9 protein-coding genes are annotated in these 13477 nt (G+C 66.6%); 7 read left to right on the top strand and 2 right to left on the bottom strand.

What is annotated here, in order from left to right:
• The first annotated feature begins 369 nt into the window (after positions 1-369).
• A complete protein-coding gene (locus ABLE38_RS12820; protein WP_348974616.1) occupies positions 370-3063 on the top strand; it encodes a TonB-dependent receptor in 2694 nt (897 codons plus the stop codon).
• 181 nt (positions 3064-3244) lie between these two features.
• Positions 3245-5104: a family 43 glycosylhydrolase gene (locus ABLE38_RS12825; RefSeq protein ID WP_348974617.1), complete on the top strand. Its 1860-nt coding sequence runs from the start codon at positions 3245-3247 to the stop codon at positions 5102-5104.
• Positions 5105-5544: 440 nt separating this feature from the next.
• Here the strand turns inward: ABLE38_RS12825 and ABLE38_RS12830 are convergent, their stop codons facing one another.
• Positions 5545-6465: a Gfo/Idh/MocA family oxidoreductase gene (locus tag ABLE38_RS12830; protein WP_348974618.1), complete on the bottom strand. Its 921-nt coding sequence runs from the start codon at positions 6463-6465 to the stop codon at positions 5545-5547.
• 117 nt (positions 6466-6582) lie between these two features.
• Between ABLE38_RS12830 and ABLE38_RS12835 the strand changes: the two genes are divergently transcribed.
• The 5 genes from ABLE38_RS12835 to ABLE38_RS12855 are packed head-to-tail and all read left to right on the top strand — an operon-like array spanning position 6583 to position 12480.
• Positions 6583-8385, top strand: a complete 1803-nt coding sequence (locus ABLE38_RS12835; RefSeq protein WP_348974619.1) for an IlvD/Edd family dehydratase — start codon at positions 6583-6585, stop codon at positions 8383-8385.
• The gene (locus ABLE38_RS12840; protein ID WP_348974620.1) at positions 8385-9239 is read left to right on the top strand and encodes an SMP-30/gluconolactonase/LRE family protein; all 855 of its coding nucleotides are present in this window, start codon (positions 8385-8387) and stop codon (positions 9237-9239) included. The genes ABLE38_RS12835 and ABLE38_RS12840 overlap by 1 nt, the downstream gene beginning before the upstream one ends.
• 14 nt (positions 9240-9253) lie before the next feature.
• The gene (locus ABLE38_RS12845; RefSeq protein ID WP_348974621.1) at positions 9254-10408 is read left to right on the top strand and encodes an aldose epimerase family protein; all 1155 of its coding nucleotides are present in this window, start codon (positions 9254-9256) and stop codon (positions 10406-10408) included.
• A gap of 9 nt (positions 10409-10417) precedes the next feature.
• Positions 10418-11554, top strand: coding sequence for a cellulase family glycosylhydrolase (locus tag ABLE38_RS12850; RefSeq protein ID WP_348974622.1), 1137 nt, complete (start codon positions 10418-10420; stop codon positions 11552-11554).
• Positions 11554-12480 carry a family 43 glycosylhydrolase gene (locus tag ABLE38_RS12855; protein WP_348974623.1) on the top strand — a complete coding sequence of 309 codons (927 nt, stop codon included), beginning with the start codon at positions 11554-11556 and terminating at the stop codon, positions 12478-12480. The genes ABLE38_RS12850 and ABLE38_RS12855 overlap by 1 nt, the downstream gene beginning before the upstream one ends.
• 160 nt (positions 12481-12640) lie before the next feature.
• On the opposite strand, the gene ABLE38_RS12860 is transcribed toward ABLE38_RS12855, so the two are convergent.
• On the bottom strand, positions 12641-13348 hold the full coding sequence (locus tag ABLE38_RS12860) for a FadR/GntR family transcriptional regulator (protein ID WP_348974624.1): 708 nt from the start codon (positions 13346-13348) through the stop codon (positions 12641-12643).
• Positions 13349-13477 lie beyond the last annotated feature (129 nt).

Here is a 13477-nt window from a genome sequence, read left to right on the forward strand (position 1 = left end):
CTTCCCGCACAGTCGGGTCCTTCGCGTTCATATCGGACGCGGAGCGCATCGTCTCTTGCTCGCGGGGGCAAGGGAAAATATCGGGTTCCGTATCTTTTCGATAGGGATCAAAGGCTTGCGCGCGCGCACGCCGCCTGGTTGCGATGGGGATTTCGCCTGACAAGGGCGATGCCGGCCGGCCAACGCACCTTCCTGGAATCGCATCCGGATATCCATCCGGAATGGCTCATCTTGCCAGAGGTGTTTTAGTATGATAATTACGATAGATAAGTTCCAAAGAATAAGAATGGGGGAGGCTAAGTGACTAAGCGCAATTGGGTTTTTCTGCTCGCGACCAGCTCGGCTTTGGGTCTGGCTGTGATTCCGGGCGTGGCGTCCGCACAGGATGCCGAGCCGAATACCGCCGAAGTCGGCGTGCAGGAGCAGGATGCGCCGACGACAAACCAGATCGTTGTCAGCGGCATTCGCCGCAGCCTGGAATCGGCGCAGTCGATCAAGCAGGATTCGGATCAGATCATCGACTCGGTCGTCGCCGAGGACATCGGCAAGCTGCCCGACGTCACGGCATCGGAGTCGCTCGCCCGCATCACCGGCGTGACCGTGACGCGCGACGCCGGCGTGGCGCAGGGCGTCCGCATCCGCGGCCTGCCGGACCTCGCCACCACCTATAACGGCCGCGAAGTGTTCACCGCGGAAGGCCGCTTCGTCCAGCTGCAGGACTTCCCGTCGAACAGCATCGCGCGGATCGACGTCTACAAGTCCGCCAGCGCCGACCTGCTCGAGGCGGGCCTGGCCGGCCTGGTCGACGTCAAGTCGCGCAAGCCGTTCGATTTCAAGGGCACGCGCATCACCGGCTATATGGGCGGCGTGCACTGGTACCAGTCGCAGCGGCTCGGCGTCGAGGCGAACGGGCTGTTCAGCACGCGCTGGAAGACCGGCCTTGGCGAGATGGGCTTCCTGATCGAAGGCTCCTACGCCGACACCAAGTACATCGATTCCTCGCGCGCGGTGGCGCAGGACATCCGCAACCGCACCAACATCACCGGCATTCCGCAGCTGCGCTATCCGAACTTCGTCAACACCGACTATGGCTCGGCCACGCGCTGGCGCCCGAATGTCGACGCGGCGTTCCAGTGGCGGCCCAGCTCGACGCTCGAGATCTACCTCGACGGCCTGTTCCAGGGCTATCGCGCACGCGGTGACAGCCACAATCTCCAGGTCGTCTCGGGCGATCTCGCGACGCTGAGCAACATCGTGCTGATCCCGGGCACCAACCAGGCGGCGAGCTTCGACGCGGCGGCGAACACCGGCGCGGCGCCGACCGGCGCGATGAACGTCCAGACCCAGTCGACCGACACCTACCAGGCCGGCGGCGGCTTCATCTGGCGCAACGGCCGGCTGAAGATCACCGGGGACGCGGCCTATACCGAGTCGACCTTCATCAACCGCAACGTCGCGTTCAACTACACGCTGACCTCGACGCCGGCGCGCCACTTCGAGTTCGACACGGCGCAGGGCGTGGGCGGCGGCACCGTCACGCTGACCAACTACGACCTGTTCAATTCCGCCAACTACCGCTGGACCGGCCTGACCCAGACCGGCAACCGCGGCCACGGCGCAAGCTGGCAGGGCCGCCTGGACCTCGACTACAAGCTCGACCAGTTCGGCATCACCAACCTGCAGGCCGGCATTCGCTTCTCGAGCCGCGACGCGGACTCGTACAGCTATTCGCAGGCGACTGCGGCAGCCCCGGCCGGGCAGACCTATGCGGTGCTGTCGTCGCTGCTCGATATCGAGACGGCAGGGCGCGGCTTCCGCAACGACGATGCCAACTCGATCGTCACCTGGCTGGCGCCGACGCGCCAGAGCCTGGCCGACAATCTCGACACGCTGCGCACCCGCGTAGGCCTCGCCACCGGCGATCCGGTCTGGGGCTCGCCGGTGTTCACCAGCAACGAGAAGCTCTACACGGGCTATGTCCAGGCGCGGTACGCCTTCGAGATCGCCGGCGTGCCGATCGACGGCCTGTTCGGCGTGCGTGCGACCAAGGCGGATGTCTCGATCAACGGCCTGCGCCGCTCGACCACCGGCACCGGCGCGGCGGCAGTGACCACGGTCACGCCGATCTCGATCGCGTCGAGCAACGACGATTACCTGCCCAACATCAGCATGCGCATCAAGCTCGATCCCAAGCTGCAGCTGCGCATGGCCTATACCGAGACGCGCACGCGCCCCGGCTTCGGCCAGCTCAACCCGACGATCACGATCGGTGCGCTGCCGACCGGCAACACCTGCGCCGATCCGAACGGCGCGGACTGCATCCGCAGCGCCAGCGCGGGCAATCCGGACCTGAAGCCGACCACCTCGAAGAACTATGACGCCTCGGCGGAATATTACTTCAGCCGGAGCGGCGCGCTCACCGTCGGCGGGTTCTACAAGGACGTGAACGGCTTCATCAACACGTTCACCACCGACATCGCCGACGCGCAGTTCGGCCGGCTGCGCATGAGCCAGCCGCAGAATGGCGGCGCGGGCCGGATCAAGGGCGTCGAGGCCGGGGTCCGCAGCTTCCTGCGCGCGCCGTGGCTGCCCAACTGGCTGAGCAACTTCGGCGGGATGGTGAACTACACCTATCTCGACGCGAAGTCGGTGCTGGCGCCGAGCCTCGCCGCGACGCTGCCGGGCATGCAGCGCATCGCCGGCACGTCGAAGCACACGGTGAACCTGTCGGGCTGGTACGAGAACAAGTTCGTCTCGCTGCGCCTCTCGTACAACTACCGCAGCGACTTCATCGACAGCTATGGCCAGGTCGCCGACCCCGCCCTGGGCAACCCGGCGCCGCTCGGCCCGACGTTGCCGATCAAGGTGGACGCGCGCGGCACGATGGACTTCGCCGCGACGCTGTCGCCGACGGAGAACATCACGCTGAGCTTCAACGTCAACAACCTGGCCGGCGGCGCCTATCGCAACTACCGCACGTTCAACGCGGCGGGCCAGGCCTATGCGTGGCAGACCCGCTTCCTCGAGAGCGTGTACCGCGCAGGCATCCGCTTCCGGTTCTGATCTCGGTCAGCCATATCGGCAATTCGGTTCCCCGGCGGAGGCCGGGGCCCAGTTTCGGCGAAGTTGGTGAGGTTCGCGAACCTCTCGAACGACATTGCAGCTGGGCCCCGGGCCTTCGCCGGGGAACTGCGTTACGGGTTCCCGGCACGACCACATTGTTCGTTTTGATGAGGACGATATCGTGAAGCATTTCCTGGCCGCCGCGCTTGCCGCCACGTCGCTTGTTCCCGCCGTGGCGCTCGCCCAGCAGGCGCCGGCCAACCGTCCGCCGGCCGACGACATCTTCCTCGATCACCCCTCGCAGGACCGCAACGCCGTGGTGATGCCGGCACCCGATGCCAGGCCGGTAACGCCCTTCTTCGCGGTGCACGCGATCACCGATGCCTCGGTCGCCCAGGCCGAGGACGGGCGCTGGTTCGTCACCGGCACGGTGATCCGCGACGGGCGGCGCGACGGCATCCAGCTCTGGTCCTCGGCCGATGACGGCAAGAGCTGGACCGGGCTCGGCGTCGTCCACGGCGCCGGCCACCGCTATCTCGCGCCGGACATCCAGATCCGCGGGCAGACCGTCCAGCTCGCCTTCGCCGACGACAATGGCTGCGCCCATATCGCCCGCGGAACACTCGCCGATCTCAAGGCCGGCTTCACCGAGAGCCCGTGCCTGGTGCCCGACGTCGCTGACGTCTCCTCGTTCATCGACGAGGATGGCAGCGTCTATCTGCTGTGGGGCGGCGGTTATATCGCCAAGCTGGCGCCCGACTTCTCGAAGCTCGCCGACACACCGCGCTTCCTCAAGCCCGATCCCAAGCTGTTCGCGGTCGATCCGCCGGCGGGCAAGGACTGGCCGGTGCGGCTGCGCGTCGGCAAGGCCGGCGCCGCGATGTTCAAGGACGGCGACCAATATGTGATCACCGCCAGCGAAGTGACCGGGCGCATGCGCACCGCGACCGACGATCTCTACATGGCGAGCGGCCCGACGCCCTATGGTCCCTTCTCCAGGCGCTTCCTCGCCGTGCCGCATGCCGGGCAAAGCAACGTCGTGCGCACCCGTGGCGGCACGCTGGTGGCGAGCTACAATCCGCGCTGCGAGGACGATTTCGCGATGTTCTGCGAGCAGGTCGGCCTCGTACCGCTCGAGCGCGCCGAGGATGGGCGGCTGCGCCAGGCCGCCTCGGTGCTGACCGAGAACAGCGCCGTGGCCGATCGCCAGGCGCTGGTGACCGGCGAGACGATGCGCGACCCGTCCGCCACGCTCGGTGGCGACGGCGCCTATTATCTGGTCGGCACGCAGAAAGGCTTCGGCTTCCAATATCCCGAAGGCGGGGTGACGCTCTACAGCTCGAAGGACCTGAAGAGCTGGTCCTCGCAGAAGATGATCTTCGACTGGAAGGGGCTGGGCTACAGCTTCAAGGACGTCGCCGAGCTCTGGGCGCCGGAGATCCACTGGTCGGCGCGCGACAAGACCTATTATCTTGCCTTCTCGGTGATGGAGCGCGGGGTGGGCGGCAAGTCCTGGCTGTTCAAATCGACCAGCGGCAAGGCCATCGGCCCCTACGTCAACACCCGCGCCAGCTATGCCGTCGAGGGGATCGATGCCTTCCCGTTCGAGGACGAGAGCGGCTTCTACCTGCTCTGGGGTGGCGGCCGGATCGGCAAGCTCAACGCGAAGCGCGACGGCTTCGAGGGCGAGGTGAAGCGCCTGGTCGACACCGATGGCGAGAATGTCGGCTATGAGGGCAATGGCCTGATCAAGGTGAACGGCACCTATTTCCTCACCGGCGCCGAATGGAACGGCCCGCTGCGCACCGACGGGACGTACGACATGATGTACGGCACCTCGAAGTCGCTGATGGGGCCGTACTCGAAGCGCCGCCTCGCCGTGCCGCATGGCGGGCACGGCACCGCCTTCCGCGATGCCCAGGGCCATTTCTGGTACACGATGTTCGGCAACGACACGACCGCGCCCTGGCGCCGCCATTTCGGCCTGGTGCCGATCGAGATCTCCGACGACGGGATCCGCGTGCCGCCGGTCGAACGCTAACTCCGCGCCTCTCCAAGCGAGCCGTCTCCGTCTGGCTCGAACTCAGGCCCCGGTGCCCTGCAGGGGCCTTTTTGTTTCTTCCTACAACGCGGGTTCTGGCGACTCGCGAAGTGCCTGCGCTGGCGGGTTTGCGGGGGCCTTACGTTGACAAACTTCGCGGAAACGCGCCGCATCTCGCAACTTTCTTGCGCGCGCGTGATCCTATTTTTCCAACAAAAGCAAAGAGCGGCGGGCGGTAAACCCGCCGCTGGAGCCAAGCAGGCGAAATCCTACATTGCAAGGGTGTTACTCCCCTCCTGCAAGGGAGGGGTTGGGGTGGGTTGCGAGCGTAGCGAGCGCTGCGCACGGTCTCGACATAAAGAAAAGGCCGAGCATCGAGCCCGGCCTTTTCTAACCCACCCCTTGCCCCTCCCTTGCAGGGAGGGGAATTGAGAGGTCACTTAGAATTCGAACGCCTCGGTCGTGCGGCGTTCCGCCAGCAGGAAGGCGTCGGCGACCAGCCGCATCGGGCGGACATCGACTTCGCTGGTGCCGTTGGCGATGAACTCGGCGAAGCGGGCATAGAGGCGCGGATATTCCTGGTCCGCCTCGGTGCATTCGGCCTCGCCCGGCAGCTGGAGCACGCTGCCGCCGAGCGACAGGCGCAGCGTGCCGGCATCGGTGTCGACCTCGATGTCCCAGGTCTGCGGGCCGGCCTGCAGGAAATCGAACGAGGCGCGCCCCGTGGCATCGCCGCAGCGCAGGGAAAGCTCGGCGGCGAGCGGGCCGGCGCGGCCCTCGGGCACGTCCATCGTCGCGGCATCGACGAAGAGCGGGGCGGGGAGGATCGCCGTGGCGATCGACAGCGCGTTGATGCCCGGATCGAACACGCCGAACCCGCCCGGCGCCAGGATCCATTCCTGCCCCGGATGCCAGCGGCGAATGTCCTCGCGCCAGTCGATCCGCACCGCCTTGATCTCGCGCCTGGCCAGCCAGGCGCGCGCGGCGCCGACGCCGGCGGCCTCGCGCGAATGCCAGCTGGTGTAGAGCGTGACGTTCTTATCGCGCGCCAACTCGGCCAGCGCCTCGATCTCGGAGAGCGTGGCGGCCGGCGGCTTTTCGAGCATCACATGCTTGCCGGCCTCGATCGCGATGCGCGCGAGCGCGTGGCGGCCCTCAGGCGGGGTGCAGAACGAGACCGCGTCGAGCGCGGTGCCGCCGATCATCGCGGCGGTATCGACATAGTTGGGCACGCCGTCGACGCGGCCGTGGCGGCTGGCGATTGCCGAAAGCGTGAAGCGATCATTGCCCGCAATTGCCGGAAGATGCTGATCGCGCGCGATTTTTCCGATGCCAACCAGGCCCAGCCGAAAGCGGTTCACCCTTAACTCCCTTTTATACGATATATATGCTTCCTATCCGTCGCGAACCGCTCTATCAATATGCTCTGTGGTGACCGGGTCGCGTTAAGTGACCGGAGTGTGCAAGAGAGGGAATCTATGTCCGGGGGTGGTAAAGTCGAGGGTGAGCGCCTGCATCTGAGGTCGCGCGCCTGGTTCGACGATCCCTCGAACCCTGACATGACAGCGCTGTACGTGGAGCGCTACCTCAACTTCGGCATCAGCCTGGAGGAGCTCCAGTCGGGCCGGCCGATCATCGGCATCGCCCAGACCGGCAGCGACCTGACCCCGTGCAACCGCCACCATCTCGAACTCGCCAAGCGCGTGCGCGAGGGCATCCGGGATGCCGGCGGCATCGCGCTCGAATTCCCGACCCACCCGATCCAGGAAACCGGCAAGCGCCCGACCGCGGGCCTCGACCGCAACCTGCAATATCTCAGCCTGGTCGAGGCGATCTTCGGCTATCCGATGGACGGCGTCGTCATGACGATCGGCTGCGACAAGACCACGCCCGCCTGCCTGATGGCCGCCGCGACGGTGAACATCCCGACGATCGCGCTCTCGGTCGGCCCGATGCTCAACGGCTGGTTCAAGGGCGAGCGCACCGGCTCCGGCACGATCGTGTGGAAGGCGCGCGAGATGCTCGCGGCCGGCGAGATCGATTACAAGGGCTTCATCGAGCTGGTCGCCAGCTCGGCGCCGTCGACCGGCTGGTGCAACACGATGGGCACCGCGACGACGATGAACTCGCTGTGCGAGGCGCTCGGCATGTCGCTGCCCGGCTCGGCGGCGATCCCGGCGCCCTATCGCGACCGCGCGGAGTGCGCCTATCACACCGGCGTGCAGATCGTCGAAATGGTCCGCGCCGACCGCAAGCCTTCGGACATCCTGACGCGCGCGGCGTTCCTCAACGCGATCCGCGTCAATTCGGCGATCGGCGGCTCGACCAACGCGCCGATCCACCTCAACGCGATTGCCCGCCACATCGGCGTGGAGCTGACCCTGGCCGACTGGGAAGCGCATGGCGCCGACATTCCGCTGGTCGTGAACCTCCAGCCCGCCGGCAAATATCTGGGCGAGGACTTCTACCGCGCGGGCGGCGTGCCCGCGGTGATGGGGCAGCTGCTCCGCGCCGGGCTGATCGACGGCACCGCGCTGACCGCCAACGGCAAGACCGTCGCCGAGAATATCGGCAGTGCCGAGAGCCAGGATCCGGACGTGATCTTCCCGCACGAGGCGCCGATGAAGCCCGCCGCGGGCCTGACCGTGCTGTCGGGCAATCTGTTCGACAATGCGGTGATGAAGCTCAGCGTGCTCTCGGAGGAGTTCCGCGGCCGCTATCTCTCCGATCCCGCGCACCCAGGCATGTTCGAGGGCACCGCGATCGTGTTCGACGGGCCGGAGGACTATCATCGCCGCATCGACGATCCCGCGCTCGGCGCCGACGATCACTCGATCCTGATCATGCGCGGCGCCGGTCCGGTCGGCTATCCGGGCGGCGCGGAGGTGGTGAACATGCGGCCCCCCGTGGCGCTGATCCAGGCCGGCGTGCACGCGCTGCCCTGCCTGGGCGATGGCCGCCAGTCGGGCACGTCGGGCAGTCCCTCGATCCTCAACGCCGCGCCCGAAGCGGCGGTGGGCGGCGGGCTCGCGCTCGTCCAGACCGGCGACCGCATCCGCATCGACCTGAACAACCGCACCGCGGACATGCTGGTGGACGATGCGGAGCTGGCCCGCCGCCGCGCCGCGCTCGCCATCGATTATGTCCCCGAAAGCCAGACGCCCTGGCAGGAGATCCATCGCAACCTGGTCGGCCAGTTCGACGGCGGCGCGGTGTTCGAGGGCGCCGTGAAGTACCAGCGCATCGCGCAGAAATACGGCGTGCCGCGGGACAGCCACTGATGGCGCTCGTCCGGATCGTGGAGCGCGACCGGCGCGACGTGCTGGGGGAGGGGCCGCTCTGGTCCGCCCGCGAGAATGCGCTCTACTGGACTGACATCCTCTCGCACCGGCTCAACCGGCTCTCGCTCGCCGATGGCAGCATCCGCGGCTGGGTGTTCGACGACTATCTCGGCTGGGCGATCGAGCGCGAGCAGGGCGGCTTCGTGCTCGGCCTGGGCCGGCGCTTCCTGCGCTTCAACCCGCAGACCGGCGTGACGCGGGCGATCGCGTCGCCCGAGCCCGATCGCATCGAGAACCGCATCAACGATGCCAAGGCCGATTGCCGTGGTCGCATCTGGGCCGGGACGATGTCGATCAACTGCACTGATCCGACCGGCAGCTTCTACCGGCTCGATACCGACGGCATCGCGACGCGGGTCGACAAGCCCTATGCGATCGCCAACGGCCCGGCGATCGCCGCCGATGCGAGCTTCCTGCTCCACACCGACACGTCGCTGGCGACGATCTTCCGCTTCGACATCAACGACGACGGCTCGCTGGGGCCGCGCACGCCGTTCATCACCTTCGAGCCCGAATGGGGCAATCCCGACGGGATGACCTTCGATGCCGAAGGCTGCCTGTGGGTCGGCTGCTGGGGCGCGGGCTGCGTCACGCGCTTCACCCCCGAGGGCAAGCGCGAGCGCAGCATCGAACTGCCCGCGAGCCAGATCACAAGTTGCACCTTTGCGGGCGCGGATTTGGACCGCATGTTCGTCACATCAGCCAGCGATGGGGTGGACGAACCCCATGCCGGCGCCTTGTTCGAGGTTGATCCGGGCTGCCGCGGCCTGGCGACCCAGCTTTATCGCGGATGATCGGAGAGGACCCTATGACCCTGCACAAAAGCGCATTGCTGGTCGGCGCAGCGCTCGCCACCGTTCTGGCATCGAACGCCGATGCCGCGACCGCCAAGCGCGGCACCTTCGGCAAGCTGGCCGATGGCCGCACCGTCGGTTCGGTGACCCTGTCCAACGCGCGCGGCGTCTCGGCGAACATCATCGCCTGGGGTGCGACGATCCAGTCGGTGATCATGCCCGACCGCAACGGCAAGAAGGCCGATGTCGCGCTCGGCTATGACAATATCGACCAGTATATCTCGAAGCCGCAATATTTCGGCCCGATCGTTGGCCGCTTCGGCAACCGCCTGGCGGCGGGCCGCTTCAAGCTCGACGGCCAGACCTACCAGACCCCGATCAACAACGGGAAGAACGCGCTTCACGGCGGCACCACTGGCTTCGACAAGGTGCTGTGGGACGTTGTCTCGGTGAAGAACGGCCCGACCGCCTCGGTGACGCTGCGCTATGTCAGCCCGGACGGCGACCAGGGCTATCCCGGCACGATGACCGTCGACGCGACCTATTCGCTCGACGAGGCGAACAACCTGACGATCGAATATGTCGCGACCACCGACAAGGCGACGATCGCCAACCTGACCAACCACGCCTATTGGAACCTGTCGGGCGAGGGCAGCGCGAACGGCGCGATGGGGCATGTCGTGACGATCCCGGCGCAGACCTATCTGCCGACCGACGACGGCGCGATCCCGACCGGCGAGTTCAAGTCCGTCGCCGGCACCGTGTTCGATTTCCGCAAGCCGATGGCGGTGGGCCTGCGCGTGCGCGACGCGCGCGACCAGCAGGTCGTCTGGGCGCGCGGCTATGACCATAACTGGGTGATCGGGCGCGAGGTCACCAAGACCCAGCATCTGATGGCCAAGGTCTATGATCCCGCCTCGGGCCGCGGCTTCGAGCTGTGGTCGAACCAGCCGGGTCTGCAATTCTATTCGGGCAACTTCCTCGACGGCACCTCCTACGGCAAGTCGCGCCACGTCTATCGCGAGGGCGATGCGATCGTGATGGAGCCGCAGATCTTCCCGGATGCGCCTAACCAGAAGGGCTTCCCCAACGCCCGGCTCGATCCGGGCCAGACCTATCGCAACGTGATGACCTATCGCCTGACCACCGGTCAGGCGGCCAAGCGCTAAGAGGGCACGATGAAGCGTATCCTGATGTTCGTCGCCGCGATGCTCGCGGCGACTCCCGCGGTCGCGCGCGACCAATGGACTCCTGCGCAGGCGAATGCCTGGTACGCCAGGCAGCCCTGGCTGGTCGGCTCCAACTACACGCCGGCCAATGCGATCAACCAGCTCGAGATGTGGCAGCCCGAGACCTTCGATCCGGCGACGATCGACAAGGAGCTTGGCTATGCCGAGTCGATCGGCATGAACACGATGCGCGTCTTCCTGCACAATCTGCTCTGGGAGAATGACCCCGAGGGGCTGAAGAAGCGGATGGACGTGTTCCTCACGCTCGCCGCCAAGCACCATATCAAGCCGCTGTTCGTGCTGTTCGACAGCTGCTGGGATCCGAACCCGGTCGCCGGCCCGCAGCATCCGCCGATCCCGGGCGTGCACAATTCGGGCTGGGTCCAGGCGCCGGGCGCCGCGCGGCTCAAGGACGAGAGCCAGTATGGCAAGCTCGAGGGCTATGTGAAGGGCGTCGTCGGCGCCTTCGCCAACGATCCGCGCGTGCTCGGCTGGGACCTGTGGAACGAGCCGAACAATGGCGGCGGCGGCAACTACAAGCCGACCCCGCAGAAGAAGGAAATGGTCGCCAAGCTGCTGCCCCAGGTCTTCGCCTGGGCGCGCTCGGTGGACCCGAGCCAGCCGCTCACCTCGGGCGTGTGGATCGGCGAGCATTGGGACGACCAGTCCAAGCTCGACGCGACCGAGAAGACGCAGATCACCCAGTCGGACGTGCTGACCTTCCACGACTATAGCTGGCCCGAGACTTTCGAGAAGCGCGCGCGCCAGATGCTCAGCTATGGCCGTCCGGTGATCTGCACCGAGTATATGGCGCGCGGCAACGGCTCGACCTTCGACGGGTCGCTGCCGATCGCCAAGCGGCTGAACATCGGCATGATGAACTGGGGCTTTGTCGACGGGAAGACGCAGACGCGCCTGCCCTGGGACAGCTGGAAGAAGCCGTACACGCTCGACGAGCCGACGATCTGGTTCCACGAGGTGTTCCGCGGCGACGGCACGCCCTATCGCCAGGCCGAGACCGACCTGATCAAGCGGCTGGCGACCTCGCCCAAGGGCGTGGTCCCGGCGACCCCGGCTGCCAAGTGATGCGGCGGATGGTCCAGGCGGCGCTGGCGGGGCTCGTCCTCGCCGCGCTGCCGGCGCATGCCCAGGACGCGCCGTCCTTCTTCGACGGCGCCGATCCGGACTTCGAAGTCGCGGACGGGCAGTACTGGCTATACCCGACCTTTGGCGGCAAGACGCTGGTCGCCTGGCATTCCCCCGACATGAAGAACTGGGAAAAGGGGCCCGTCCTCCTCGACCATTCGATGATCCCGTGGATCGATGACGATCACGCACCCGAGCATCGCCTCTGGGCGCCCGACATGGTCCGCGCGAACGGCCGCTATTATTTCTATTACTCGATCGGCCCGCAGAACCCGACGCCGAGCCGCATCGGCGTGGCACGCTGCGAGGGGCCGGCGGGGCCGTGCAAGGACAGCGGCAAGCCGCTGGTAAACGACGGCGGCCACGGCTTCGAAGCGATCGATCCGGCGGTGTTCGTCGATCCCCGGACGAAGACGGCGTATCTCTATGCCGGCGGCAGCGCCGGCGCGACGCTGCGCGTGTGGATGCTCAAGCCCGACATGGTCAGCATCGACCATGAAGTGAAGGTGCAGACGCCGGCGCACTTCACCGAGGGCTCGTTCATGTTCGAGCGGAACGGGACCTACTACCTGTCCTATTCCTCGGGCAATTTCCGCGACACCACCTATTCGGTGCACTACGCCACGGCCAAGTCGCCCACCGGCCCCTGGACCTACCGCGGGCCGATCCTGGTCAGCGATGCCAAGTACAAGGGGCCCGGCCACCACGCCTTCCTGCGCGATCCCAAGGACGGGCGCTGGTACATCGCCTATCACCGCTGGGAAGGGCAGCCGCATGACGGCCCCTATACCGGCTCGCGCCGGGTGGCGATCACGACGGTCGCGTTCGGCAAGGACGGGTCGATCCTGCCGGTCAAGATGGACTGAGGCTGTTGGCTCCCCTCCCTGCAAGGGAGGGGTAGGGGGTGGGGCGAGCGCAGCGAGCTCCTTCCTCCGGTGGCGATAAAAGAAAAGGCCGGGCATCGAGCCCGGCCTTTTCTTTACCCACCCCTGGCCCCTCCCTTGCAGGAAGGGGAATTACCAGCGCTCAGCTCGCCGGCGTGCCCTCATGCGTGTTGATCAGCTCGAGCACGTCGGCGATCAGCGCGCGCATTGCGATGCGGGCGGCGTCGGGGTCGCGGGCCTTGATCGCCTCGAGCACATGGCCGTGATCGGCGACGTTCGCGGTGCGGCCCTTCAGCCGGTTGGTGAAGCGGATCGAGGTGCGCAGCGCGGTGCCGACCACGTCGCGGAACTGGACGTAGAAGGGGTTGCCCGAGGCGCGCAGGATCGAGACGTGGAAAGCGATGTCGGCCTCCAGCGTGTCGTCCAGGCCCTTCTCGGCGGCTTCCATGCGGGCCAGGCCCTCGCCGATGATCTCGATGTCGCTGTCGGTGGCGAAGCGCGCGGCGAGCGCGGCGGCTTCGGGCTCGATCGCGACGCGCAGCTGGTTGAACTGGATGAGCAGGTCGACCGAGAATTGCCGCTCGAGCAGCCAGCGCAGCACATCGGTGTCGAACAGGTTCCAGGACGAGGTCGGCTCGACCACCGTGCCCTGGCGCGGGCGGGCGCTCAGCAGGCCCTTGGCGGTGAGCATCTTCACCGCCTCGCGCGTCACCGAGCGGCTGACGCCATGCTGCTTGGTCAGCTCCGCCTCGGTGGGGAAGGGCTGGGTCTCGTAATGGCCGGTGACGATCGCGCGGCCGAGCCGGTCGAGCAGGCCATAGGTCAGGTTGCGCCCAAGCTGGGGACGCATTTCGTCATGCGACCTGGTTAGAGACGTTGCCACGCGCGGGTTTTCCTTTTCTATCGAGGCGACGATCGTCGCTTTGCCCTCTTGTTCTAGCTCTATCCCAAACTCCACGCTAGACAAGACCAATTAATA

This window comes from Sphingomonas sp. KR3-1 (assembly GCF_040049295.1).
Taxonomy (GTDB): Bacteria; Pseudomonadota; Alphaproteobacteria; order Sphingomonadales; family Sphingomonadaceae; genus Sphingomonas.